The organism is Limnohabitans sp. TEGF004, assembly GCF_027924965.1.
In the GTDB taxonomy this organism is placed as follows: Bacteria; Pseudomonadota; Gammaproteobacteria; order Burkholderiales; family Burkholderiaceae_C; genus Limnohabitans.
Genome location: NZ_AP027056.1, coordinates 192,674 through 218,949, shown reverse-complemented (window position 1 = coordinate 218,949; position 26,276 = coordinate 192,674). Strand labels below are relative to the sequence as shown.

Here is a 26,276-nt window from a genome sequence, read left to right as displayed (position 1 = left end):
ATTTCTGCCCACACAGGCAGCCAAATCGTTATGATTGACGTTTACGTAAACGTAAGCTTCAAAGCTTGCGTGACTTCAGCCGTTTTATCGGAGCCACCACATGTCTGACCTGTCCGCCGAATTCCAAGCCCTTGCCAACTACAAGCCAACGCAAAAAGTGCGCTTTGTCACGGCTGCATCTTTGTTTGACGGCCACGATGCCGCCATCAACATCATGCGTCGCATCTTGCAAGGCATGGGCGCTGAGGTGATTCACTTGGGCCACAACCGCTCTGTGGACGAAGTGGTGACGGCTGCGCTGCAAGAAGACGTGCAAGGCATTGCCATTAGCTCGTACCAAGGCGGCCACGTGGAGTACTTCAAGTACATGGTCGATTTGCTGCGCCAACGCGGTGGCGAACACATCCAAGTGTTTGGCGGCGGTGGTGGCGTGATCGTGCCCCCAGAAATTCGCGAGCTGCAAGCCTACGGCGTGACACGCATTTACAGCCCAGAAGACGGCCAGAAAATGGGCCTGCAAGGCATGATTGGCGAGATGATCATGCGCTGCGACAAAGACTTGTCAAACTATGCGCCAACTGCTCTGAAAGAGATTCAAGGCCATGACGAAATGGCTTGGCGTAAATTAGCGCAGCTCATCACCGCGTTAGAAAACGAGAAGGCCGACCACAACATGGTTGAAGCGGTGCGCAAAGAATCGCTCACCCGTCATGTGCCGGTGTTGGGCATCACGGGCACTGGCGGTGCGGGCAAGTCGTCGCTCACCGACGAGCTGGTGCGCCGCATCCGTTTAGACCAAGGCGATGCGCTACGCATTGCCGTGATCTCTATCGACCCATCACGCCGTAAGAGCGGCGGCGCATTGCTGGGTGACCGCATCCGCATGAATGCCATTTCGCCTTGGAGCAGCGGTCAGCGCGTGTTCATGCGTTCACTCGCCACGCGCGACTTTGGCAGCGAAATCAGCGCCGCCCTGCCCGATGTATTGGCCGCCACCAAGTGCGCGGGCTTTGATCTGATCATTGTGGAAACCTCAGGCATTGGCCAAGGCGATGCCGCCATCGTGCCGCACGTAGATGTGCCCATGTATGTGATGACGCCCGAGTTTGGCGCCGCCAGCCAGCTGGAAAAAATCGACATGCTGGACTTTGCCGAGTTCATCGCCATCAACAAATTCGACCGCAAAGGCGCCAGCGACGCGCTGCGCGATGTGGCCAAGCAAGTGCAACGCAACAAAGAAGCGTGGCACACACCGACCGAAGAAATGCCGGTATTCGGCACCATGGCCGCACGCTTCAACGACGACGGCGTGACCGCCCTGTACCAAGCCCTCAAAGGCCGCTTGACCGAGCTGGGCCTGACATTCAAAGAAGGCCGCTTGCCCTTGGTGAACGTGCGCCACAGCAGCAACCAAACACCCGTCGTGCCAGCCGCACGCACACGCTACTTGGCTGAAATTACCGACACCGTGCGCGGCTACAAAAAGCGTGCACGTACACAAGCCAAACTGGCCCGCGAAATTCAACAACTGCGCGAAGCCGCACGCATGTTGGCCGAAGACAAGCCCGGCCGTGCCAAAGCCTCTGAAGCCGCCATCGACTTGGCCTTTGCGCGCGAAGAAAACTTAGGCGGCGCAGAGCGCAAGCTGCTGGCCCAATGGCCAGACATGCAAGCCGCCTACGCAGGCGACGAGTACGTGGTGAAGATTCGCGACAAAGAGATTCGCACCGCACTCACCACCAAGTCACTCAGCGGCACGGTGATTCGCAAAGTGGCGTTGCCCACGTATGAAGACCACGGCGAAATTTTGAAATGGCTCATGCTCGACAACGTGCCCGGCAGCTACCCCTACACCGCTGGCACGTTTGCATTCAAGCGCGAAGGCGAAGACCCAACGCGCATGTTTGCCGGTGAAGGCGACCCCTTCCGCACCAACCGCCGCTTTAAGCTGGTGAGCGAGGGCATGGAGGCCAAGCGTTTGTCCACCGCGTTTGACTCGGTCACGCTCTACGGAAACGATCCAGACCCACGTCCGGACATTTACGGCAAGGTGGGCAACTCAGGCGTGAACGTGGCCACGCTGGACGACATGAAGGTGCTGTACGACGGGTTTGACCTGTGCAATCCCACCACCAGCGTGTCGATGACCATCAACGGGCCAGCACCGTCCATCTTGGCGATGTTCATGAACACGGCCATTGACCAAAACATTGAGAAGTTCAAAAAGGACAACGGCCGCGACCCGACCGAGACCGAGACCGCGAAGATCAAAGAGTGGGTCATGCAAAACGTGCGCGGCACGGTGCAAGCCGATATCTTGAAAGAAGACCAAGGTCAAAACACGTGCTTGTTCAGCACTGAGTTTTCATTGAAGGTAATGGGCGACATCGCGCAGTACTTTGTGCACAACCAAGTGCGCAACTTCTACAGCGTGTCGATCAGCGGCTATCACATTGCCGAAGCGGGTGCGAACCCCATCTCTCAATTAGCGTTCACGTTGTCGAATGGTTTCACGTTTGTGGAAGCCTACTTGGCGCGCGGCATGCACATTGACGACTTCGCGCCAAACCTGAGCTTCTTCTTCAGCAACGGCATGGACCCCGAGTACACCGTGATGGGCCGCGTGGCGCGTCGCATCTGGGCTGTGGCGATGAAAGAGAAATACGGCGCGAATGAGCGTTCACAAAAGCTGAAATATCACATCCAAACTTCTGGCCGTTCATTGCACGCGCAAGAGATTCAGTTCAACGACATCCGCACCACGCTGCAAGCGCTGATTGCGATTTACGACAACTGCAACTCCCTGCATACCAACGCGTTTGACGAAGCCATCACCACGCCCACCGAAGACTCGGTGCGTCGCGCCATGGCGATTCAGCTCATCATCAACCGCGAGTGGGGCTTGGCTAAAAACGAAAACCCAAGCCAAGGTGCCTTCATCATTGAAGACCTCACCGAGTTGGTGGAAGAAGCCGTGCTGGCCGAGTTCGAACGCATTGCAGAGCGCGGCGGTGTGTTGGGCGCAATGGAAACCGGCTACCAACGCGGCAAGATTCAAGACGAATCGATGACCTACGAAATGCTCAAGCACACCGGCGAGCTGCCCATCATCGGCGTCAACACCTTCCGAAACCCGCACGGCGAGCAAGTGATGGACAAGCTCGAACTGGCCCGCTCGACCGAAGAGGAAAAGCTGAGCCAACTCAACCGCTTGAACGACTTCCACACCCGCCACAAGGCCGAAGCCGAGGTGCAACTGGCACGCCTGCAACAAGCCGTCATCGACAACGCCAACGTGTTTGAGGTGTTGATGGACGCGGTGCGTGTATGTTCACTGGGACAAATCACCAACGCCCTGTTTGAAGTGGGTGGACAGTACCGTCGCAATATGTAATGGGGCTGTGACGAGCGCGGTCAGAAGTGACACAAAGCGCTCGTAACATTGGGGCATGAGTATTCGCCCACCCTTCACCGCCCCCACCCGTCACACCGACGCCGACAGCGCACTTGCACAAGTGCAGGCGCTGTACCAAACCAGCCTTGACCACCTGCGCCAAGCCATGCGCGAGTTTGTGGCGGGCACGCACTTTGAACAACGTGTGCGGGCGTTCTACCCGTTTGTGCGCATCCACACCAAGACGGGCGCATTGCAAGCCAACAGCGAAGGTGCAGGCTTGAGCTACGGCTTTGTAGCCGAGCCAGGCAGGTATGAGACCACCCTCACACGCCCCGATTTGTTTGCTGCTTATTACCGCGAACAGTTCAGCCTGCTGCTGCAAAACCACGGCGGCACGCTGGAGGTGGGTGTGAGCCATCAGCCGATCCCGGTGCACTTTTCGTTTGCGGAAAACGATCACATTGAAGGCGAGATGAGCGCCGAGCGCCGCCAGCTGATGCGCGAGGTGTTTGACCTGCCCGACCTGACGGCCATGGACGATGGCATTGCCAATGGCACGTTTGAGGCAAAGCCCAACGAGCCGCAGCCTTTGTCGCTATTCACCGCCGCACGCATGGACTATTCGTTACAACGTTTGCGCCATTACAGCGGTACTAGCCCTGAGCATTTTCAGAACTATGTGTTGTTCACCAACTACCAGTTCTACATTGACGAGTTTGTACGCTTGGGCCATGAGGCCATGCAAGACCCCAACAGCGAATACATCGCGTTTGTGGAGCCTGGCAACGTGGTCACGCGTCGCGTAGGCTTGCCCGCAGAAGCCAACGATATCTTGGGCAAAGTGCCACCTCGTCTGCCGCAAATGCCCGGCTACCACTTGGTACGCCCAGATCACACCGGCATCACCATGGTGAACATTGGCGTGGGCCCAGCCAACGCGAAGAACATCACCGACCACATCGCAGTGCTGCGCCCTCATGCGTGGCTAATGCTGGGCCACTGCGCGGGCTTGCGTAACACGCAGCAGCTGGGCGACTACGTGCTGGCCCACGGCTATGTGCGCGAAGACCATGTGCTGGACGAAGAGCTGCCGCTGTGGGTGCCTATTCCCGCGCTGGCTGAAATCCAAGTGGCGCTAGAGCAGGCAGTGAAAGACGTGACGCAGTGCGAAGGCGCAGAACTCAAACGCATTTTGCGCACAGGCACTGTGGCCAGCACCGACAACCGCAACTGGGAACTGCTGCCAGACAACACGCCCCAACGCCGCTTTAGCCAAAGCCGCGCGGTGGCGCTGGACATGGAAAGCGCCACGATTGCCGCGAATGGATTTAGGTTCCGTGTGCCCTACGGCACGCTGCTGTGCGTGAGCGATAAGCCGCTGCACGGCGAGATCAAACTGCCGGGCATGGCCAACCACTTCTACCGAGAGCGTGTGGACCAACATTTGCGCATTGGCATGCGCGCCATTGAGCTGCTGCGCCAGCAAGGGCCTGCACAACTGCACAGCCGGAAGTTGCGGAGCTTTGCTGAGGTGGCGTTTCAATAAGCTTTAAGCAGCATCACCCATCTTCTCGCCCAAGCGCACACCTTGTGCGGCTTGCCAAGCAGGGTTGAACGCAATGGTGTTCTTAGGCCACAGCAACACCACGGTGGAGCCCAACAAGAAGCGGCCCATTTCGTCGCCTTGTTTCAAGCTCAGGTCTTGGTCGTCATACGTCCACTCACGCACCGTGCCGGGGCGGGGTGGGTTGACCACGCCATGCCATGGCGTGGCCATGCTGCCCACGATGGTCGCACCGACCAACACCAACACGTATTGCTGAGGTTTTTCACCTGAAGCAGCAGGCATGTCAAATACGCACACCACGCGCTCGTTGCGCGCAAACAAGCCAGGCACGCCACGCGCTGTGGCGGGATTGACCGAGAACAAATCACCGGGCACATGAATCATGCGGCGCAAGCGGCCCGCGCTGGGCATGTGGATGCGGTGGTAGTCCTTGGGGCTGAGGTAAATCGTGGCGAATTCGCCATCTTGAAATTGAGCCGCCAAGGTCGCGTCCCCACCCACCAGCGCTTGCGTGCTGTAGCTGTGGCCTTTGGCTTGGAACACTTGGTCGCCATCGATGTGGCCCAGCTGGCTAATCGCGCCATCCACCGGGCACACAAACGCGGCATCAGCCAAGGGGCGTGCGCCAGGCTTTAAGGCGCGGGTGAAGAAGTCGTTGAAGCATGCGTACTGCGTGATGTCGGGCTGTGCCGCCTCGTCCATGTTGACTTGGTACTTGCCCACAAACCACTTGATGAGGGCATGCGTCCATTTGCCACAACGCGCACGCGCCACAGCGCCCGCAAGCTGTGTCAGCAGTTGCTTGGGCATCACATATTGGAAGAGAACAAATAAGGTATCGGACACAGCGTAGCCTTGAAGTAAGTTGCGTAGATTTTAGGCGCTTCACGCCATGTACCCGAGCGACAGACCGCACAGCGAAACTGCCGTGCCACAGGCACAATCAAACCTATGAGCACCCCACTTTTTGAATGCAATCACCTTCTCAAACGCTACGGTGACAACACCGTGGTGAACGACGTGTCTTTCAGCATTGCCCCCGGCGAATGCTTGGGCGTTATTGGACCCAACGGCGCAGGCAAAACCACCACGCTGCGCATGTGCCTTGGGCTTGCACAGCCGGACGGCGGCAGCATCAACGCCTTTGGCTTGTCCATGCCAGATGACGCACTGGCCATCAAAGCACGCTTAGGCGTGGTGAGCCAATTCGACACGCTAGACCCCGACTTCACCTGCGCTGAAAACCTGATGGTGTTTGGCCGCTATTTCGGCATGAAGAAGGCCGACATTCAAGCGCGCATTCCGCAACTGCTGGAGTTCGCTGCGCTTTCGCACAAGGCCAACGCCAAGCCCGGCGAGTTGTCGGGCGGCATGAAGCGCCGACTCAGCCTGGCGCGTGCCCTAATCAACAACCCTGACTTGCTGTTGCTTGACGAGCCCACCACGGGCCTGGACCCGCAAGCCCGCCACCTGATGTGGGAGCGCTTGCAGCAACTGCTGCAACAAGGCAAATCGATTTTGCTGACCACGCACTTCATGGACGAAGCAGAGCGTTTGTGCAACCGTCTGCTGGTACTGGACCACGGCAAAAAAATTGCCGAAGGCACACCGCGTGATTTGATTGCGCAACACCTAGAACCCGATGTGGTGGAGGTGTACGGTAACGGCGCGCTCGCGTTAGTCGACAGCCCGATCACCGGCTTGGCGCAACGTGTGGAAACGAGTGGCGAAACCGTGTTCTTTTACACCCAAGATGCGGCACAACTGCTGCAAGCCCTCAGTGCCCACGCGGGACTGCGCACGTTGCACCGTCCTGCCAACTTGGAAGACTTGTTTTTGAAAATGACCGGACGCCAAATCCGCGAGGAAGGCTAATCGCGATGCACACCTATTTCCGTTTCTGGCCCGTCTTCTTGCGCAACCTCTTGGTCTGGCGCAAGCTGGCTATTCCCAGCCTCGTGGCCAACATTGCCGAACCTTTGATGTGGCTCGTTGCCTTTGGCTACGGTCTTGGCGCCCTAGTTGGCGAAGTGACTTTGGACGAACAAAAAGTCCCTTACATCTTGTTTTTGGCCAGCGGCTCCATCTGCATGAGCGCCATGAATGCTGCGACGTTTGAAGCGCTGTACTCGGCCTTCTCGCGCATGCATGTGCAAAAAACTTGGGACGGCATCTTGAACGCCCCCATGCGTTTGGACGATGTGCTCTTGGCCGAAATGTTGTGGGCGGCCTTCAAAGCCCTGTTCACCATCACCGCCATTTTGGGCGTGATGTTTGCACTGGGCATCACCCAAAGCTGGAAGCTTTTGGCCGCGTGGCCGATCCTTTTGTGCGTGGGCATCACCTTCAGCTGCATCGCGCTCATCTTCAATGCACTGGCCAAAGGCTATGACTTCTTTACCTACTACTTCACGCTGTTCCTCACACCCATGATGTTCTTGAGCGGCGTGTTCTTCCCGCGTGATCAGCTGCCCGGCATCGTGCGCGACATCTCAGAATGGCTGCCCCTCACCCAAGCCATTGCATTGGTACGCCCTTTATTCCTTGACCAGTGGCCCACGAATACAGCGTTACACCTAGGGGTGCTGGCCGTCTACACAGTGGTCGCTTGGAAGATCGCCCTTCACCTAACGAAGAAACGCTTTCGCGCTTAACTACCCGTAAGCGAGTTGGCTTGGGGCGGCTGACGATTTCTGGTACTCCAGCATGAGGAAGACGCCCCAAGCCAACTCGCTGGAGCACAAGAAATTGACGCACGTCAGCCAAACGCAACCCTTCCCCCGCTAATATTGATTTATCAATTCAACCGACAAAACAAGGATTTCCCAATGAGCATTCAAACCGTAGGCATCATCGGCGCTGGCACCATGGGCAACGGCATCGCACAAGCATGTGCTGTGTCTGGCGTGAACGTGGTGATGGTCGACATCTCTGACGCAGCCGTGGCCAAAGGCCTCGCCACTGTGGCGGGCAGCTTGGACCGTTTGATCAAGAAAGAAAAAATCACCGAAGCCGACAAAGCCACTGCCTTGTCGCGCATCAAAACCAGCACCAGTTACGACGACCTCAAAGGCGCGCAACTGGTCATCGAAGCAGCGACTGAGAACTACGACCTCAAGGTCAAAATCGTCAAGCAACTCGACGGCATGCTGGCCCCTGAAGCCATCATCGCGTCCAACACATCATCTATCTCCATCACCAAGCTAGCCGCCGTCACCACCCGTGCCGACCGCTTCATTGGCATGCACTTTTTCAACCCCGTGCCGATGATGGCCTTGGTTGAAATCATCCGTGGCTTGCAAACGTCTGATGCCACACACGCGGCCGTGCATGACTTGTCCACACGCTTGGGTAAGAGCCCCATCACCGTGAAGAACGCTCCTGGCTTTGTGGTCAACCGCATCTTGGTGCCCATGATCAACGAAGCTTTCTTTGTGTTGGCCGAAGGTGTGGCCACCGCCGAAGACATCGATGCAGGCATGAAGCTCGGTTGCAACCAACCCATCGGCCCATTGGCCTTGGCTGACATGATTGGCCTGGATGTGTGTGTGGCCGTGATGGACGTGTACTTGCAAGAGTTTGGTGACAGCAAATACCGCGCTTGCCCCTTGCTCAAAGAGATGGTGGCTGCTGGCCAGCTCGGTCGCAAGACCGGCAAAGGCGTGTACACCTACTAAGCCACCGTCAACCCTCGCGTCGTACGCTGGCGATGAAATACGCCCTGCTCTCAGACATTCACAGCAACTTGCACGCGCTTGACGCGTGCTTGGCTCACGCACACACACAAGGCGTTGAGCGCGTGGCGCTGCTGGGTGATTTGGTGAGCTATGGTGCATTTCCAGGTGAGGTGGTGGCACGTTGCCAAAAGCTGCAACAAGACGGCGCCATCGTGCTGCGTGGCAACCACGAAGAGCTGATTCAAACGCACCACATCAACTCGGCCAACCCCAACCCTTCGCTGGGCAGTCAAACGGCGGAATGGACGCACAACCAGCTGTCACCCGCGCAGCGGTTTTGGCTGGAAATCTTGCCGCTCACCGCGCAGGTCGATCAGATGGTGTTGGTCCACGCCAGCGCGGATGCCCCTGAGCGTTGGCGTTATGTAGAAGACGAACGCACCGCAGGCCTGAGCCTAGATGCAGCCTGCGCCCACCCCGATGTGCGCTATGTGTTTGGTGGCCATGTGCATCACCAATCGTTGTACTACCGAGGCACGGGTCGCCAACTGATGGCGTTCAAACCTGCGCCTGGCGTGCCCATCCCCACACCCAAACACCGCCAATGGATTGCCACGATTGGCTCGGTGGGCCAGCCACGCGATGGCAACCCACGCGCCATGTACGCCGTGTTTGACAGCACCGCGGCCAAGCTCACCTTCCACCGCGTGGCCTATGACCACCGCGCCGCCGCTCGCGCTGTGCGCGAAGCTGGCTTGCCCGAATTTTTTGCCCAACGCTTGGAGACCGGTAAATGAAACGCTTAGAAGCAGGCACCGAGTTGGACGGGTTTCGCATCGGCGCTTGCTTGCATGCGGGCGGCATGGCACACATCTACAAAGTGACCTATGCCGACGAGCGCCCCGCGCCGTTTGACATGGTGATGAAAGTCCCCCGCATGACCGCAGGCGATGGCGCAGAAAACATTGTGGGTTTCGAGGTCGAACACCAAATCTTGCAAGTGCTGCACGGCACACATGTGCCACGCTTTGTGGCCGCAGGCGATTTGGTGAACCTGCCCTATTTGGTGATGGAGCATGTGCCAGGGCAGACCTTGCAGCAAGTGCTGGATGCGCACACGCACCACCGCACGCGCGCAGAAGTGAGTGACATCACACGCCTCGGCGCAGCCATCGCACGCGCCGCACACAGCCTGCACCAACAAAACACCTGCCACCTCGACATCAAGCCCGCCAACGTGCTGATGCACCCAAACGGCCACGCCGTGTTGCTGGACTTTGGTTTGTCATCCCACGCGCACTACCCCGACTTGCTGGCCGAAGAGCTGCGCAAGGCCGTGGGATCACCCGCGTGGATTGCCCCCGAACAAGTGGTGGGCGTGCGCGGGGACCCGCGCAGCGACATCTTTGCCATTGGTGTGATGCTGTACGAATTGGCCACCGGCGAATTGCCTTTTGGCAATCCGCAAACCGATGGCGGCATGCGCCAACGTTTGTGGATGGACCCGACCCCGCCACGCCGCTTGCGCGACGACTTGCCCGAGTGGTTGCAAGAGGTGGTGTTGCGCTGCCTAGAGCCCGAGGCGGTCAAGCGCTACCCATCGGCCGCGCATTTGGCATTTGACTTGGAACACCCTGAGCAGGTGAAAGTCACCAAGCGCGGCAAACAACTGGAAGGCACGCCGTTCTTCACCCACTTCAAACGCTGGCTCAAGGCGGCAGGCATGCACTACCAGCCCAGCCCATTGCCTTCGCAGCAAATTGACGAAGTGCCCATCCTGATGGTGGCCGTGCCGCACCATGAGGCCAGTGATGCCACCTTGTATTCACTGCGCCAAGCCGTGGCACGTTCGCTGGGCATTCGCCCAGGTGCTCGGCTGGCAGTGGTGACGGTGATTTCGCCCAACCAAACCAGCGCATCTGAAAGTGACAAGAGCGAGACCTCGGTGCATCGCCAATACCTCACGATGCTGCACCAATGGGCCCAACCTTTGGACATGGGCACACACCAAACCTCGTTCCATGTGCTCGAAGCCAGCGATGTGGCCAACGCCCTCGTGCGCTATGCAGAAGGCAACAACGTGAGCATGATCGTCATGGGTGCGGCCACGCATGGTTTGCAAATGCAACGTTTTGTGGCCACGGTGCCCATCAAGGTGGCGATGGAAGCGCCGTGCACGGTGATTTTGGTGAAGCAAGCATTGCCGTTTGAACACCTCAACGCCTGATAAATGCCCATGAAAAAAGCCACCCGAGGGTGGCTTTTCATTTGATCAAAACCTAGCGGCTTTGATCAGTCAGCGTACACGCCAGCGGCCTGGATGACAGGACCCCACTTGGCGATTTCAGCAGCCACAAACTTCTTGTGTTCAGCAGCGTCAGCGCGCTTGTCGCTCACGACCACAGCACCCAAGGCTTGTTGCTTCTTGATGAACTCTGGATCTTTCAAAGCAACCTTGAGGGCTTTGTTGATTTGAGTCGTGATGTCAGCAGGTGTGCCTTTAGGGGCGTACAAACCGTGCCAAATGGTGACTTCAAAACCTTTGAGGCCAGACTCTTGCAGGGTAGGCAAGTCTTTCAGTGCAGGCGTTGTCAAGCGCTTTGCAGTTGTCACCGCAAAAGCCTTGACGGTTTTGCCTTCGATTTGACCTGTGGTGTTGGTGGTTTGGTCACACAACAAATCGATTTGGCCGCCCATGAGGTCGTTCATAGCAGGCGCAGTACCTTTGTAAGGCACAGTGGTCATGTCCACTTTCAAAGCGCTTTGGAACATCAAGCCACACAGGTGTGAGGCGGCGCCCAAACCAGCGTTGCCCAAATTGATCTTGCCTTTGTTTTGCTCGATCCAAGTGGCCAATTCTTTGTAGTTGTTGGCTGGCAAAGTGGGGCGACCGATCAAGGTCATAGGCACGTCGTTGACCATGCCCAAGTATTCGAAATCTTCGAGCGTGTTGTAAGGCAGTTTGCGATACAGGGCTGGCGAAGTGGCCATGCCGATGTGGTGCAAGAAGATGGTGTGGCCATCTTGTGGGGCCTTGGCAACTTTGTTGGCGCCAATCGTGCCGCCAGCGCCTGCCACGTTCTCGACCACCACGGTGGTGCCCAAAGGCTTGCGCATGGCTTCAGCCAAATCGCGTGCCACACGGTCAGTTGGACCACCCGCAGCGAACGGCACCACGATGGTGACGGGCTTGTCTTTGATGGGGAAATCTGCGGCGTTTGCGCCTGTCAATGTGACCAACGCTAACACGCTCAAAGCGAACAATTTTTTCATGAAGTCTCCTTAATAACGGAACCTGTATTAGAGCCGATCAAGGGTCATTTTCATGACGGAAATTACTTATTTCCCCATCCCTCAAAGGCTTTTATTAGTGCGTACTTATTGATACGTTCGCGCGTCTTCAATCACCTTGCCATCGTTGGGCAAACTGCCCATGGCCACCAGCGTCACATCGGCACGTAGCTTGGTGATGTCGCGCACGGCATCGCCAATTTTTGCAGCCAAACCATCCACGTCTTGCGCTTCCACCCTGAGGCTCATTTGGTCGTTGGCCATCTCGCCCGTCACCACCAAACGCGCGCGTTTGATTTCGGGGAAACGCTTGACCACCTCAGCCACTTGGCCTGGGTGCACGAACATGCCACGCACCTTGGTGGTTTGGTCGGCACGTCCCATCCAGCCTTTGATGCGCACGTTGGTGCGACCTGTGGGGCATTGGCCTGGCAGCACAGCGGACAAGTCGCCTGTGCCAAAACGAATCAGTGGGTAATCGGGGTTGAGTGAGGTCACCACCAACTCACCCACTTCACCTTCGGGCACAGGATCACCGGTGCCTGGGCGAACGATTTCAACAATCACGCCTTCGTCAAGCACCAAGCCTTCGCGGGCTTCAGTTTCATACGCAATCAAACCGAGGTCGGCAGTGGCGTAGCACTGATAACCGGCAACACCACGCTCAGCCAACCAGTCACGCAAGCTAGGCGGGAACGCTTCGCCAGACACCAAGGCTTTGGTGACGCTGGGCAACTTCACGCCCATCTCGGCGGCTTTTTCCACAATGATTTTCAAGAAGCTGGGCGTGCCGATGTAGCCCGCAGGCTTTAGCTCGGCCATCGCATCCACTTGCTGTTCGGTCTGTCCCGTGCCGCCCGCAAACACAGTGCAACCAATGGCGTGTGCGCCGGTTTCCATCATCGAACCCGCAGGCGTGAAGTGGTAACTGAAGCAGTTGTGCGCGAGTTCGCCTTGACGGAAACCTGCGGCGTAAATGGCACGGGCCATGCGCCAGTAATCAGCACGTGCGCCTTCAGGCTCATAAATAGTGCCGGGACTGGCAAACACGCGCGGCATGGCCTTGCCAAAACCAATGGCAGCAAAGCCACCAAACACATTGGTGGCGCGCTGCTCTTGCTGTTGGGCCAACAACTCGTATTTACGAATCACGGGCAATTTGGCCAACGCTTCGCGGGTGGTCACGCTGGCAGCGTTCACACCTGCCAAAGATTTGGCAAATGCAGGTGAATGTTTTTGTGCGTGCGCGATTTGCGCAGGCAACGCAGCCATGAGCGCCGCTTCGCGCTCGACAGGGTTGCGGGTTTCGAGCGCGTCGTAGTGCTTGGACATGTGCGCGCCCCTTATGCCAACCAACGCTTGCGGCGCTTGTAGCTCTTGGCGTCTTTGAAGCTCTTGCGCTCACCTCCGCCCATACCGAGGTAGAACTCTTTCACGTCTTCGTTGTTGGCCAGATCAGATGCAGCACCGTCCATCACAATGCGGCCCGACTCCATGATGTAGCCGTAGTCGGCGTACTTCAAAGCCATGTTGGTGTTTTGCTCAGCGATGAGAAAAGTGACTTTTTCTTTCTCGTTCAAATCTTTCACGATATTGAACACCTCTTCCACGATTTGCGGGGCCAAGCCCATAGAAGGTTCGTCGAGCAACACCATGCTGGGGTTGGCCATGATGGCGCGTCCAATCGCGCACATTTGCTGCTCGCCACCCGAGGTGTAGGCAGCTTGTGATGTGCGGCGTGTTTTCAAGCGAGGAAAGTAGTTGTAGACCTTCTCCAAGTTGGCTTCAATCTCACCTTTGCTGCTGCGCGTGTAGCTGCCAGTCAGCAAGTTCTCTTCGATGGTCAAGTGGGCAAAGCAGTGACGGCCTTCCATCACCTGCACCACGCCACGCTTGACCAAGTCAGCGGGGGTCAGGTTTTCGATGCGTTCGCCGCGCAACTCAATGCTGCCTTTGGTGACCGCCCCGCGCTCGCCTTGCAGCAAGTTGGAAATGGCCCGCAAGGTGGTGGTTTTGCCAGCGCCGTTACCGCCCAGCAAAGACACGATGCTGCCTTCTGGCACATTGAGCGAGACGCCCTTGAGCACCAAGATGACGTGGTTGTAAATGACTTCAATGCCATTGACGTTGAGAACGATGTTGTTGGCGCTCATAACTTACCTTGCTAAAAAAACGTTGTTGGACTGGACCAAACCTCAAAGCAAACGGGAGGTTTACCTCTGAGGTTTGGCGGCTCGTGAGAGCCGCCAAATCATCAGCCCATCGGGCTGATGTGCGTCACATTAAGACTGGCAATCTGCAGCTGTACGACGTGTGAGTTTTTTCTCAGTGGCGTACTTGTCTGCGAACTGCTTGACCAATGGCTTGATGATGGATTCATCGGCCTCGATCCAGTCAGAGGTGAAGTTCCACTTCTTACCGTCCCATGTGTGAACACGTGCAGAACGTGAACCTTCGTGGTCTAAGCACGAAGTGCTGAGTGGTTTCATGACCGTGCCCAAGCCGAGCTTGTCGAGTGCTTTTTGGTCGAGCGTCAAGTTCTCCAAGCCCCAACGGATTTGTTCACCCGTCATGACCTTGCCTTTGCCAAAACGCGTTTGGGCTTGGCGAACACCTTCCACAGCCAAAGCTGCGCTGACCATGCCACGGTTGTAGAGGGTTGAACCCACTTCTTCCACGGGGCCTGTGCCTGTCTTTTTGCCATGCACGTGTGTCTTGATGTCAGCAATGATCTTGCCGCCTTCACCTGTGACCACCAAGCCGTTGTAGCCTTTGGCAGCTTCGCCCACGTCTTTGACGTCTGGCTCAGCAGCTGACCACCACACGCCGTACATTTTTTCGCGTGGGTAGCCTGTGGCCACAGCTTCTTTCAAAGCAGCTGAGTTCATCACGCCCCAGCCCCACAGCAAGACGTAGTCAGGACGGGCTTGACGCACTTGCAACCAAGTGGCTTTTTGCTCAACACCAGGTGCTGTCACGGGCAAAAGTTGCAGGTCGAAACCTTGCATCTTGGCGCGCTCTTGCAAGAGTGGGATTGGCTCTTTGCCGTATGGGCTGTCGTGGTAGACCAAAGCGATCTTCTTGCCCTTGATGTTGCCACCTTCTTTTTTGGTGATGTGCTGCATGATGATGTCAGCGCCAGACCAATAGGTGCCCATCAATGGGAAGTTCCACTTGAACACTTGACCATCGCTGGACTCTGAACGGCCATAGCCGCCAGTGATGAGCGAGTTTTTGTCGTTCGGTGCTTTCTCAGTCAAAGCGAAGGTGATGCCAGTCGACAAAGGCTGGAAGATCGCGCCTTGTGATTTGCCTTTCAAGCGCTCGTAGCATTCCACGCCACGGTCTGTGGCATAGGCGGTGTCGCACTCTTCAAAAGAGATCTTCACGCCGTTGATGCCGCCATCGCGTGCGTTGATGACTTTCAAATAGTCGGCATAGCCGTTGGCCCATGGCACACCGTTGGGTGCATAAGCGCCAGTGCGGTAAGGCAACACTGGGAAGAACTGCTCTTTGGCTTGCGCTTGAGCGGATGTGGTGACCACAGCGCTGGTCAAGCCAGTTGCTGCAACGGCCACGGCCATCATGAGGGAACGAATTTTCATTGAAGTCTCCTTAGAAAAATTATGCGAACACCAGAAAACCAACTCAGTGAGGGAAAGGCCACAGACGCAGCTTTTGTTTGCCCACACTCCACAACTTGGCCAAGCCGTGAGGCTCGACGATCAAGAACCAAACAATCAAAGCACCGAAGATCATTTGTTCAGCATGTGTCAAAGCGGCAGTGCTGACCTCGACCCCCACCACGGCACCCAGCGATGGCAAGACCAAGTTGATGATGATCGGCAGCACCACGATGAACGCAGCGCCAAAGAAGCTACCCATGATGGAGCCCATGCCACCCAAGATGACCATGAACAGCAATTGGAATGAACGGTCGACCGAGAAAGCCGCAGGCTCCCAAGAACCCAAGTAAACGAAGGCCCACAAAGCGCCCGCTACACCCACAATGAACGAACTCACGGCAAATGCACTGAGCTTGGCGTACATGGGGCGAATGCCAATCACGGCAGCGGCCACGTCCATGTCGCGGATGGCCATCCACTCACGGCCAATGGCACTGCGCACCAAGTTTTTAGCGAGCAAACCAAACACCACCAAAAAGGCCAGACAGAAGGTGTACTTCTCAAAAGGTGTGTTGATGGGCATGCCAAACACTTGTAAATCGGCCACAGAGGCTGTGCCAGATGCTGAGTCGTTGGTGAACCATTTGATGCGCAAGAACGCCCAGTCACAGAAGAACTGCGCAGCCAATGTGGCGACGGCCAAGTACAGGCCCTTCACACGCAAGCTAGGAATGCCAAAGAACATACCCACCAGCGTGGCGAAGAAGCCTCCCATCAGCACAGCCAAGATGAGTGGCATGCCATCGATACGCACAAAGAAGTTGTAAGCGGCATACGCGCCCACAGCCATGAAAGCGCCTGACCCCAAAGAGATCTGACCGCAGTAACCCACCAAGATGTTCACGCCCAAAGCGGCGAGCGACAAGATGAGGAAGGGAATCAAAATCGCACGCAACATGTATTCGTCAGCGAGCATGGGCACGCCGATGAATGCAAAGGCAATGAGCAGCAACACACCAATGCGGTCTTGCGTGATCGGGAAGATTTGCTGGTCTTCCTTGTAAGTCGTTTTGAATTGACCGTTTTCTCTGTAAAACATGATTCTTTTCCTTACACGCGGTCGATGATCTTCTCGCCAAACAGACCTTGTGGACGAACCAGCAAGAAGCCCAAGGCCAAGACGTACGCAAACCAAATTTCAATACCGCCGCCCACATAGGGGCCGAGGAACACTTCAGACAATTTCTCGCCAACACCGATGATCAAGCCGCCGATGATGGCGCCAGGCACAGAGGTCAGGCCACCCAAAATCACCACAGGCAAAGCACGCAAAGCCACGGTGGAAAGTGAGAACTGCACGCCCAACTTAGAGCCCCAAATCATGCCGGCCACCAAGGCCACCACACCGGCCACGCACCAAACGATGACCCAAATACGGTTGAGTGGAATACCAATGGATTGCGCCGCTTGATGGTCATCCGCCACAGCGCGCAAGGCTCGACCAGTGGTGGTTTTTTGGAAGAACACGCTGAGCAACGCCACCAAGGCTGCTGCGATGAACGCAGCCACCAAGTCTTCTTGGTTGATCATGATGCCGCCGTCAAAGGTGGATTCCATCAACATCAACGGCTCTTTGGGCATGCCCACATCGATCTTGTAGATGTCGCTGCCAAAGATGGATTGCCCCAAACCGTCGAGGAAATAAGTGATACCCAAAGTGGCCATCAACAAAGTGGTGCCTTCTTGGTTCACCAAGTGACGCAACACCAAGAACTCAATCACCCAAGCCACCACAAACATCACAGCAGCAGCGCCAGCGAAGGCGAGCAAGTTGACGAGAACGAAGTTGTCGATGCCTGTGAGCGCGGGAATCCATTCGCCAAAGCGGGCCATGGCCAGCGCAGCAAACAACACCATCGCACCTTGCGCAAAGTTAAACACGCCAGAGGCTTTGTAAATCAGCACGAAGCCGAGGGCCACCAACGAATACAGCATGCCTGCCATGAGGCCGCCGAAAAGGGTTTCAAGAAAAAATGCCATGTTCTTGTCCTTAGTGTGAAGTGCCGAGGTAAGCGCTGATGACTTCCTCGTTGTTGCGCACCTCATCGGGGGTGCCGTCGCCGATCTTCTTGCCGTAGTCGAGCACGACCACGCGATCAGAAATATCCATCACCACGCCCATGTCGTGTTCGATCAACACGATGGTGGTGCCAAATTCGTCGTTCACGTCCAAGATGAAGCGACACATGTCTTGCTTCTCTTCCACGTTCATACCGGCCATCGGCTCATCGAGCAACAACACTTGGGGCTCAAGGGCCAGCGCACGACCTAAGTCGACGCGCTTTTGCAAGCCATAAGGCAACTGGCCCACAGGCGTTTTACGGAAGGCTTGAATTTCCAAAAAGTCGATGATGCGCTCGACTTTTTCGCGGTGCATCATTTCTTCGTTTTCGGCCGGGCCAATGCGCAAGGCTTGCATGAGGATGTTGCTCTTCATGCGCAGGTTACGGCCGGTCATGATGTTGTCGAGCACGCTCATGCCTTTGAACAAGGCCAAGTTTTGGAAGGTGCGCGCAATGCCCATGGTGGCCACTTGGTGGCTGTCCATGTGGTCAAAGGTTTGACCGCGAAAAGTGATGGAGCCTTCTTGCGGTGCGTACACACCGTTGATGCAGTTGAGCATAGAGCTCTTGCCAGCGCCGTTGGGGCCAATGATGGCGCGCACTTCGTGCTCTTTGACGTTGAACGAAATGTCGGTCAGCGCCTTGACGCCACCGAAACGCAAACTGATGTTTTTGACGTCAAGGATAACGTCGCCGATTTTCTTGCTCATGCTGCTTTCCCCACAGGCGTGAAGGTTTTGGCATCAGACAGCTTGAGCGTGGCGCTCACGCTGCCAGTGCGACCGTCTTCAAACTTCACCACGGTTTCAATGAATTGCTCGGTGGCACCGTTGTACAAGGCACCCACTAAGGCGTCGTATTTTTCAGCGATGAAACCGCGACGCACTTTGTTGGTACGTGTCAGTTCGCCGTCGTCAGCATCCAACTCTTTATGCAAGACGAGGAAGCGGCTCACTTGGCTGCCGGCTAAAAGTTCGTCAGCCGCCAAATCTGCGTTGACTTTCTCAACGCATTCTTTGATCAACTGATACACCTCCGGCTTTTGCGCCAAATCGGTATAGCCGGCGTAAGGCAAGTTGTGACGCTCAGCCCAGTTGCCCACGGCTTCCATGTCGATGTTGATCATCACGCACACTTTTTCGCGCTGGTCGCCATAGGCCACCACTTCTTTGATGTGCGGGAAGAACTTGAGTTTGTTCTCCACATACTTGGGTGCAAACATGGCGCCGTCGTTTGAACCACCTTTGATGCGGCCCACGTCTTTGACGCGGTCAATGATCTTCAGGTGGCCATGCGCATCCAAGAAACCGGCGTCGCTGGTGTGGTACCAGCCATCGGCCGTCAGTACTTCAGCCGTGGCAGCATCGTTCTTGTAATAGCCTTTGAGCAGGCCGGGTGACTTGACCAAGATTTCGCCGTTGTCAGCCACTTTGATTTCCACGCCAGCGCAAGGCACACCCACGGTGTCGGCACGTGCTTCGTGGTCAGGCTGCAAGCAAACAAACACAGCGGTTTCGGTAGAACCGTAGAGCTGCTTCAAGTTCACACCAATGGCGCGGTAGAAGCTGAACAAATCTGGGCCAATCGCTTCACCTGCGGTATAGGCCACACGCACGCGGCTCATGCCGAGGTTGTTACGCAAAGGGCCGTACACAAAGAAGTTACCCAAGGTGTAGAGCAAGCCGCCCACCAAACCAATCGACTTGCCATCCATCTTGGTGGGGCCGTATTTGCGGGCCACATCCATGAAGTAATGGAACATGCCACGCTTGATCGCGCCTGCATCTTCCATGCGAATCATCACACTGGTGAGCAAGCCTTCAAACACGCGGGGAGGTGCGAAGTAGTAAGTGGGGCCGACTTCTTTCAAGTCGATGGTGACGGTGGCAGCCGACTCAGGACAGTTCACCACATAGCCGCAATACAACCACTGGGCGTAGCTGAAAATGTTTTGGCCAATCCAAGCCGGTGGCAAATAGGCCAACACGTCTTCATGCGAGGTGAGCTTGTCAAACAGCGCGCCCGCTTCGGCACGGTTGATGAGCGAGTTGTGCGTGTGCACCACACCTTTGGGGTTGCCCGTGGTGCCGGAGGTGAAGAACATCGCGCCCACATCGTCCGTGTGAGCTTTTTCAACTTCGTCTTTGTAAAACTCAGGATGTTGCTTGGCAAACACGGCACCAGCAGCGAGCAACTCTTCGAGTGAGGCCAAGCCGGGCTCGTCGTACTTGCGCAGACCGCGAGGATCGTCAAAAAAGATGTGTGCGATTTGCGGGCATTGCTCACGGATCTCCAACAGCTTGTCGACTTGCTCTTGGTCTTCGACCACACAGAAGCGCACTTCGGCGTTGTTCAATGGAAATACGCACTCAGGGCCTGCGGCGTCTTGGTACAAGGGGATCGGAATCGCGCCCAACGATTGGGCGGCCAACATGGTGGCGTACAGGCGGGGACGGTTGGAGCCAATCACCACCAAATGCTCGTTGCGTGTCAAACCGGCTTGGTGCAAGCCGCACGCCATGTGCTCCACCATCTGAGCCATGTCGGCCCAAGACGTGGTTTGCCAAATGCCGTATTCCTTCTCGCGCATGGCGGGGGCGCCTGGGCGCTCGCTGGCATGCTTGAGTAACAGTCGTGGGAACGTGGTCTGCATTCCTAATCCTTGCTTTGTGTGTCGACAAAAAATCGTGACGCGCATGTGACGCGTTTCTCACGTTGGGTGCGATCGTAGGCTCCGGTTTGACGCCAAGTTGTCGTTTCGACGACAATTTAGGGTAGACACTGAGCAGTGATTACCCGAATAAAACTTTTCTATTGATCAGAATCATGGCGCAAACACCCACCGTTTACCAGCGACGACGCTCTCTCACGGAGCAAGAGCTCAAGCTCATCCCGTGGTTTGGCTTGCTCAAAGAAAACGAGCGCAACCGCATCGAATCGCAGCTGGTGGTGAGCGACCCCATGCCTGGTGACTACGTGTGCCGCATGGGGCGCCAAGCCACGTATTGGTTTGGCGTGGTGGAAGGTCTGTTGAAGATGAGCACGGACAGCGCCAGCGGGCGCACCATCACCTTCACGGGTGTGCCGCCCGGTGGTTGGTTTGGTGAGGGCACGGCCATCAAGCGCGAGACCTACCGCTACAACATCATGGCCCTTCGCCGCAGCGTGGTGGCGGGGCTGCCAATTGACACGTTTCATTGGTTGCTGGACAACTCGATTGGGTTCAACCGCTTTGTGATGAACCAACTCAACGAACGCTTAGCGCAATTCATTGAGGCTCGCGAGATTGACCGCTCCAGCGATCCAGATGTGCGCGTGGCACGCAACTTGGCAGCGCTGTTCAACCCCACTTTGTTTCCGGGCGTGGGCGAGATTTTGCGCATCACGCAGCAAGAGCTGGCCTACCTGGTGGGCCTGTCGCGCCAACGTGTGAACGTGGCACTGAATCGATTGGAAGAACAAGGCGCGATTCGCATTGAATACGGCGGCATGCGCGTGCTGAACCTTGCCGCGCTGCGCGCCAGCGGCACTTAGAATTTGCCCCTTATGTCAGACACCCCCACAGAACTCACACGCCTCAACAAACGCATGGCCGAACTTGGCCTTTGCTCACGCCGCGAGGCCGACGCGTGGATAGATCAAGGCTGGGTGTTGGTCAACGGCCGTCCCGCCGAAATGGGCGTGAAAGTGGGCCCCAATGACCGTGTGGAGGTGGACCCACGCGCCAAGGGGCACCAAGACACACAAGTCACGATCCTCCTGCACAAGCCCATGGGCTACGTGAGCGGGCAAGCCGAAGACGGGCATGAGCCCGCGATCATGTTGATCAACCCTCGCACGCATTGGGCGGGCGACTCATCCAAGCGACGCTTCACGCCCACACAGTTGCGCAGCCTCGCCCCATCGGGCCGACTCGACATCGACTCCACAGGCTTGTTGGTGTTGACGCAAGACGGCCGCGTCGCACGTCAACTGATCGGCGAAGACTCGGAGATGGAAAAAGAATATTTGGTGCGCGTGACCTACACCGGTCAAGAAAACATTGCCGCAGCCACCGCTGCATCCGCCACCTATGGCGGCAGAGCCAACCAACTCAGCGCCATTGGCGACCACGATCGCGTGACCAACAATGTCCAGTCGGTATTTCCAAAGGCTCAACTCGAACGCTTACGCCACGGCTTGAGCTTGGACGGCAAGCCCCTCAAACGTGCCCAGGTGGAATGGCAAAACCCAGAGCAACTTCGGTTTGTGCTGACCGAAGGCAAGAAGCGCCAAATTCGCCGCATGTGCGAACAAGTCGGCCTTCAGGTCGTGGGCCTCAAGCGCATTCGCATCGGGCACGTCCAACTGGGGCAACTGCCTGCTGGGCAATGGCGCTACCTGGGTGCCCACGAGCGCTTTTGAGTTGCGCGAATTCCCTGCGTTTTATCCCTCTTGAAATTTAGGCCAACGCCCCACACCTTGGGGCGTTGTTTTTTGTAATTTAGTTTTTAAAGACCATGACCAAACAAACCCATTCCTTCCAAGCCGAAGTCTCACAACTGCTGCACCTCGTCACGCATTCGCTGTATTCGAACAAAGAAATCTTCTTGCGCGAACTGGTGTCCAACGCCTCTGATGCCTGCGACAAGCTGCGCTACGAAGGCCTGAACAACGATGCCTTGTTTGAAGGCAACGCCGACCTTGAAGTGCGCGTGAGTTTTGACAAAGACGCTCGCACCCTGACCATTGCCGACAACGGCATTGGCATGAGTCAAGAAGAAGCCATTGCCCACCTCGGAACGATTGCCAAGAGCGGCACGCGCGAATTCATGGGCAAACTCAGCGGCGACCAGAAGACCGATGCCAAAGACCAAGGCGCTTTGATTGGCCAGTTTGGTGTGGGTTTTTACTCGGGTTACATCGTGGCCGACCGCATCACGGTGGAATCTCGCCGCGCAGGCCTGAAGGCAGAGGAAGGCGTGCGCTGGAGCAGCACCGGCACGGGCGACTTTGAGGTGGAGACCATCACCCAAGCAGAGCGCGGCACAAAAATCATTCTCCACCTGCGTGACGATGCCGAGGAATACCTGAGCGCGTGGAAGCTCAAGTCGGTCATCAACAAATACTCTGACCACATTTCTTTGCCCATCCGCATGCGCAAAGAAGAATGGAAAGAGGGCGAGAACGACCAACCCGGCGAAATGGTGCTGACCGACGAGTGGGAAACCGTCAACCAAGCCAACGCGCTTTGGGCACGCCCCAAGAAGGATGTGAGCGACGAGCAGCACGCCGAGTTCTACAAGCACATCAGCCACGATTTTGAGCCACCTTTGGCTTGGAGCCACAACCGGGTGGAAGGCAGCACCGAATACACACAGCTGTTGTACATCCCAGGCAAGGCGCCGATGGACTTGTTCAACCGCGAAAAGAAAGCAGGCTTGAAGTTGTATGTGAAGCGCGTGTTCATCATGGACGACGCCGAAGCGCTGATGCCCTCTTACCTGCGCTTCATCAAAGGCGTGGTGGACTCGGCCGATTTGCCACTGAACGTGAGCCGCGAATTGCTGCAAGAAAGCCGTGACGTCAAAGCCATTCGCGAAGGCAACACCCGCCGTGTGTTGGCCGTGCTGGAAGACTTAGCCAAGTACGACAAAGCACCTGTTGCGGGCGACGATGGCGTGGCTGATGTGTTGAGTGACGAAGACAAAGCCAAAGAAGGCAAGTACAGCCAGTTCTATGCAGAATTTGGCGCGGTGCTGAAAGAAGGCTTGGGCGAAGACTTTGCCAACAAAGACAAGCTCGCCAAACTGCTGCGTTTTGCCAGCACTTCAACGGACACCGTAAGCGTGTCCTTCGCAGACTACAAGGCACGTATGAAAGAAGGCCAAGAGGCCATTTACTACATCACCGCTGACACATTGGCTGCCGCCAAGAACAGCCCGCAACTGGAAGTGTTCCGCAAAAAAGGCATCGAGGTTTTGCTGATGACCGACCGCGTGGACGAGTGGGCCTTGAACTTTGTGCAAGAGTTTGATGGCACGCCCATGCAATCTGTCGCCAAAGGTGCGGTGGACTTGGGCTCGCTGCAAGATGAAGCTGAGAAGAAAGCTGCGGAAGATGCTGCTGAAAACTTCAAGCCTGTATTGGCCAAGCTCAAAGAAGCTTTGAAAGACAAAGCCGACGATGTGCGCGTGACCACGCGCTTGGTCGACTCACCTGCTTGCTTGGTAGTCAAAGACCACGGCATGTCCATGCAATTGGCTCGCATGCTCAAACAAGCTGGGCAACAAGCGCCTGAGATGAAACCCATCTTGGAAGTCAATGCTGAACACGCTTTGGTCAAGAAACTCAGCGGTGACGCCAACCCCAACTTCAACGACTTGGCGCACATTTTGTTTGACCAAGCTTTGTTGGCTGAAGGTGGTTTGCCAGATGATCCTGCCGCCTATGTGAAACGGGTGAACGCACTCTTGGTGTAAAACACGGTCCATGACACACATGGACACACCTAACCCCGCGTCTCTAGACGACTTGAAGGCCAACACGCATGTGTTGGCCTTTGACATTTTTGGCACTGTGGTCGATTGGCACGGCAGTATCGTGCGCGAAATGCAAGCGCTTTACCCTTCTTTGGATGCCAACGCTTTTGCATTGGCTTGGCGTGCTGGTTATCAACCTGCGATGGCGCGTGTTCGCTCGGGCGAACTGGGCTGGACGCGCATTGATGAGCTGCATCGGTTGGTCTTGGAAGACTTGCTGCCTACGTTCGGCTTGTCGCATTTGACTGAAGCTGAGCGCGTGCACCTCAACCGCGTATGGCACCGCTTAGATGCATGGCCCGACAGTGTCGCTGGCTTGCAGCGACTTAAAAGCAAATTCACCATTTGCACACTTTCTAACGGCAACATCGGATTGCTCACCAACATGGCAAAGCATGCAGGTTTGCCGTGGGACTGCGTTTTGTCTGCCGAGGTGTTTCGTGCGTATAAGCCTGACCCTGCCACCTATCTAGGCGTCGCATCAACATTTGACTTACAGCCTCAACAAGTGATGCTTTGCGCCACTCATCATGATGACTTAGAGGCAGCGCGGGCTTGTGGTTTACGCACGGCCTACATCGAACGGCCTTTGGAGTTCGGCGCATCGCAGCCTAAAGATGTGTCACCACAAGCCGGCAACGATTTGCATGCGCGCGACATACATGCGCTGGCCGATTTACTCGGCTGTTAAGCGTACAACGGCTCTTCTTGCATGGCTTCGCATTGCTCCACCAGCATGTGCGTTTGCCCTCCCCAATAGTCACTGCTACCAAACCATGAGAAATGCTGCACAAAAGCGGGATCGTCTTTACGTCTTGCTAGCCAAGCGCTGTAGTGAATCAAACGCAGGGTGCGCAAAGGCTCGATCAACGCGAGTTCGCTGCGGTTGAGTTCACGCATTTGTTCATAGCCATCCAGCAACATCGATAGCTGCTGTGTGCGCTGCGCACGCTCACCGCTGAGCAACATCCATAAGTCTTGAACCGCAGGCCCCATGCGGGCATCGTCCAAGTCCACAAAGTGTGGGCCGCCATTGGGCAGGTCTATGGGTGTCCACAAAATATTGCCGGGGTGGCAGTCACCGTGCAAGCGAATCTGCTTCGCAGGATGCGCTGCAAATTTCTCTTGCGCCATGTCAATGGCTTGGTTGCAGACCGCCAGCCATTCAGTTTGCTGGTCCATGGGAATGATGCCGTTTTCCATCAGCCAGTCACGTGACTCAGTGGCAAACGTGCTCACATTCAAAGTGGGGCGCGTGACAAAGCTATGTTGCGCGCCCACGTTGTGAATGCGCGCGATGAAGCGCCCTATCCACTCCAACACCTCAGCGTCGTCCAGCTCAGGCATGCGTCCACCACGACGAGGGCTGACGCTGAATGCAAAACCGTGTGCATGGTGCAAGGTTTTGTCGTGCAGCATGAGTGGCCCCACCAATGGCACTTCGTCGGCCATCAGCTCTGCAGCAAAGCTGTGTTCTTCCAAGATTTGAGCATCGCTCCAACGCTCCGGCCTGTAAAACTTAGCGACCACCGAGCTGTTGTTATCCAACATAGCTTGGTACACGCGGTTTTCATACGAGCTCAAGGCGGTGAGCCGACCATCGACTTCAAGCCCTAAATCAGAGAGCGCATCCAGCACCACATCGGGCGTGAGTGCTTCATAGGCATGATGCTTGGGCGTGTCATCAAACACCCCAAACCACCTCTTTGTCTTCGGCGTGTGCGCGACGCAGCATGTCAATGAAGGGGACGACGCGTTGCTTCAAGCTGATGGCGCGAGGGCCATCTACTGCGGGGGCTGCGCCCGTCTCCTGCACGTTGCCGTTCTGCGCGGCCTCTTTGGCTGCTTGATGTGCCAACTCTTCTTGTGCGACAGCCGCATTCAAGGACTCAATGGCCGTCAACATCTCGCGGGGCAAGATGATGCCTTGGGCTCCTGGCTCTTTGCCAATGAGTTTGAGGATGTGTTTGCCTTGGGGCTCCAACATGATGAGGTCGCCCGTGGCTTTTGATTTGAATTTGTACAGCATGGTTTCATTGTGCGCGCTTGAGACGCGACGTCAAGTTGGCTGATG

Annotated in this window: 22 protein-coding genes; 11 read left to right on the top strand and 11 right to left on the bottom strand. The window is 56.4% G+C overall.

What is annotated here, in order from left to right; genetic code table 11:
- Positions 1 to 100: 100 nt before the first annotated feature.
- The gene (icmF, locus tag LINBF2_RS01190; RefSeq protein WP_281889770.1) at positions 101 to 3,394 is read left to right on the top strand and encodes a fused isobutyryl-CoA mutase/GTPase IcmF; all 3,294 of its coding nucleotides are present in this window, start codon (positions 101 to 103) and stop codon (positions 3,392 to 3,394) included.
- A 55-nt stretch (positions 3,395 to 3,449) separates the two neighbouring features.
- Positions 3,450 to 4,943: an AMP nucleosidase gene (locus tag LINBF2_RS01185; RefSeq protein ID WP_281889768.1), complete on the top strand. Its 1,494-nt coding sequence runs from the start codon at positions 3,450 to 3,452 to the stop codon at positions 4,941 to 4,943.
- Between the two features lie 3 nt (positions 4,944 to 4,946).
- Here LINBF2_RS01185 and asd read toward each other — a convergent pair whose 3' ends face one another.
- Positions 4,947 to 5,774, bottom strand: a complete 828-nt coding sequence (asd, locus tag LINBF2_RS01180; protein WP_281889766.1) for an archaetidylserine decarboxylase — start codon at positions 5,772 to 5,774, stop codon at positions 4,947 to 4,949.
- Between the two features lie 141 nt (positions 5,775 to 5,915).
- On the opposite strand from asd, the gene LINBF2_RS01175 reads away from it, so the two are divergent.
- The 5 genes from LINBF2_RS01175 to LINBF2_RS01155 all read left to right on the top strand — a co-directional run bounded on the left by LINBF2_RS01175 (position 5,916) and on the right by LINBF2_RS01155 (position 10,868).
- Positions 5,916 to 6,839, top strand: a complete 924-nt coding sequence (locus LINBF2_RS01175; RefSeq protein ID WP_281889764.1) for an ATP-binding cassette domain-containing protein — start codon at positions 5,916 to 5,918, stop codon at positions 6,837 to 6,839.
- Between the two features lie 5 nt (positions 6,840 to 6,844).
- Positions 6,845 to 7,618: an ABC transporter permease gene (locus tag LINBF2_RS01170; protein ID WP_281889762.1), complete on the top strand. Its 774-nt coding sequence runs from the start codon at positions 6,845 to 6,847 to the stop codon at positions 7,616 to 7,618.
- Between the two features lie 174 nt (positions 7,619 to 7,792).
- Complete coding sequence (locus tag LINBF2_RS01165) at positions 7,793 to 8,641, top strand: 3-hydroxybutyryl-CoA dehydrogenase (protein ID WP_104796707.1); 849 nt, start codon at positions 7,793 to 7,795, stop codon at positions 8,639 to 8,641.
- A gap of 32 nt (positions 8,642 to 8,673) precedes the next feature.
- Positions 8,674 to 9,438 carry a metallophosphoesterase gene (locus LINBF2_RS01160; protein WP_281889760.1) on the top strand — a complete coding sequence of 255 codons (765 nt, stop codon included), beginning with the start codon at positions 8,674 to 8,676 and terminating at the stop codon, positions 9,436 to 9,438.
- On the top strand, positions 9,435 to 10,868 hold the full coding sequence (locus LINBF2_RS01155) for a bifunctional serine/threonine-protein kinase/universal stress protein (protein WP_281889758.1): 1,434 nt from the start codon (positions 9,435 to 9,437) through the stop codon (positions 10,866 to 10,868). The genes LINBF2_RS01160 and LINBF2_RS01155 overlap by 4 nt, the downstream gene beginning before the upstream one ends.
- 65 nt (positions 10,869 to 10,933) lie before the next feature.
- On the opposite strand, the gene LINBF2_RS01150 is transcribed toward LINBF2_RS01155, so the two are convergent.
- From LINBF2_RS01150 to LINBF2_RS01115, 8 genes are all read right to left on the bottom strand, one after another.
- The gene (locus LINBF2_RS01150) at positions 10,934 to 11,914 is read right to left on the bottom strand and encodes a tripartite tricarboxylate transporter substrate-binding protein (RefSeq protein ID WP_281889756.1); all 981 of its coding nucleotides are present in this window, start codon (positions 11,912 to 11,914) and stop codon (positions 10,934 to 10,936) included.
- A gap of 105 nt (positions 11,915 to 12,019) precedes the next feature.
- The gene (locus LINBF2_RS01145) at positions 12,020 to 13,264 is read right to left on the bottom strand and encodes an AMP-binding protein (RefSeq protein WP_281889753.1); all 1,245 of its coding nucleotides are present in this window, start codon (positions 13,262 to 13,264) and stop codon (positions 12,020 to 12,022) included.
- An 11-nt stretch (positions 13,265 to 13,275) separates the two neighbouring features.
- Positions 13,276 to 14,085, bottom strand: a complete 810-nt coding sequence (locus LINBF2_RS01140; RefSeq protein ID WP_104796712.1) for an ABC transporter ATP-binding protein — start codon at positions 14,083 to 14,085, stop codon at positions 13,276 to 13,278.
- A 129-nt stretch (positions 14,086 to 14,214) separates the two neighbouring features.
- Positions 14,215 to 15,537 carry an ABC transporter substrate-binding protein gene (locus LINBF2_RS01135; protein WP_281889751.1) on the bottom strand — a complete coding sequence of 441 codons (1,323 nt, stop codon included), beginning with the start codon at positions 15,535 to 15,537 and terminating at the stop codon, positions 14,215 to 14,217.
- A 43-nt stretch (positions 15,538 to 15,580) separates the two neighbouring features.
- Positions 15,581 to 16,657, bottom strand: a complete 1,077-nt coding sequence (locus LINBF2_RS01130; RefSeq protein WP_281889749.1) for a branched-chain amino acid ABC transporter permease — start codon at positions 16,655 to 16,657, stop codon at positions 15,581 to 15,583.
- Positions 16,658 to 16,668: 11 nt separating this feature from the next.
- Positions 16,669 to 17,598: a branched-chain amino acid ABC transporter permease gene (locus LINBF2_RS01125; RefSeq protein ID WP_104796715.1), complete on the bottom strand. Its 930-nt coding sequence runs from the start codon at positions 17,596 to 17,598 to the stop codon at positions 16,669 to 16,671.
- Between the two features lie 10 nt (positions 17,599 to 17,608).
- Entirely contained in the window at positions 17,609 to 18,391 is a 783-nt protein-coding gene (locus LINBF2_RS01120; RefSeq protein WP_104796716.1) for an ABC transporter ATP-binding protein, read from the bottom strand.
- A complete protein-coding gene (locus LINBF2_RS01115; RefSeq protein ID WP_281889745.1) occupies positions 18,388 to 20,334 on the bottom strand; it encodes an AMP-binding protein in 1,947 nt (648 codons plus the stop codon). The genes LINBF2_RS01120 and LINBF2_RS01115 overlap by 4 nt, the downstream gene beginning before the upstream one ends.
- Positions 20,335 to 20,507: 173 nt before the next feature.
- On the opposite strand from LINBF2_RS01115, the gene LINBF2_RS01110 reads away from it, so the two are divergent.
- The 4 genes from LINBF2_RS01110 (at position 20,508) to LINBF2_RS01095 (ending at position 24,893) form a co-directional block, all read left to right on the top strand.
- Positions 20,508 to 21,215 (top strand): Crp/Fnr family transcriptional regulator, encoded by a 708-nt coding sequence (locus LINBF2_RS01110; protein WP_201746942.1) that lies wholly within the window; start codon positions 20,508 to 20,510, stop codon positions 21,213 to 21,215.
- A gap of 12 nt (positions 21,216 to 21,227) precedes the next feature.
- Positions 21,228 to 22,085: a pseudouridine synthase gene (locus LINBF2_RS01105; protein WP_281889741.1), complete on the top strand. Its 858-nt coding sequence runs from the start codon at positions 21,228 to 21,230 to the stop codon at positions 22,083 to 22,085.
- A 95-nt stretch (positions 22,086 to 22,180) separates the two neighbouring features.
- Positions 22,181 to 24,142 (top strand): molecular chaperone HtpG, encoded by a 1,962-nt coding sequence (gene htpG / locus LINBF2_RS01100; protein ID WP_281889739.1) that lies wholly within the window; start codon positions 22,181 to 22,183, stop codon positions 24,140 to 24,142.
- Positions 24,143 to 24,161: 19 nt separating this feature from the next.
- Positions 24,162 to 24,893, top strand: coding sequence for a haloacid dehalogenase type II (locus tag LINBF2_RS01095; protein ID WP_281891256.1), 732 nt, complete (start codon positions 24,162 to 24,164; stop codon positions 24,891 to 24,893).
- On the opposite strand, the gene LINBF2_RS01090 is transcribed toward LINBF2_RS01095, so the two are convergent.
- On the bottom strand, positions 24,890 to 25,894 hold the full coding sequence (locus tag LINBF2_RS01090) for a serine/threonine protein kinase (protein ID WP_281889738.1): 1,005 nt from the start codon (positions 25,892 to 25,894) through the stop codon (positions 24,890 to 24,892). The two genes, LINBF2_RS01095 and LINBF2_RS01090, sit on opposite strands and share 4 nt — an antisense overlap.
- Entirely contained in the window at positions 25,887 to 26,231 is a 345-nt protein-coding gene (locus LINBF2_RS01085) for a DUF1840 domain-containing protein (protein ID WP_281889736.1), read from the bottom strand. Before LINBF2_RS01085 ends, LINBF2_RS01090 begins: the two co-directional genes overlap by 8 nt.
- Positions 26,232 to 26,276 lie beyond the last annotated feature (45 nt).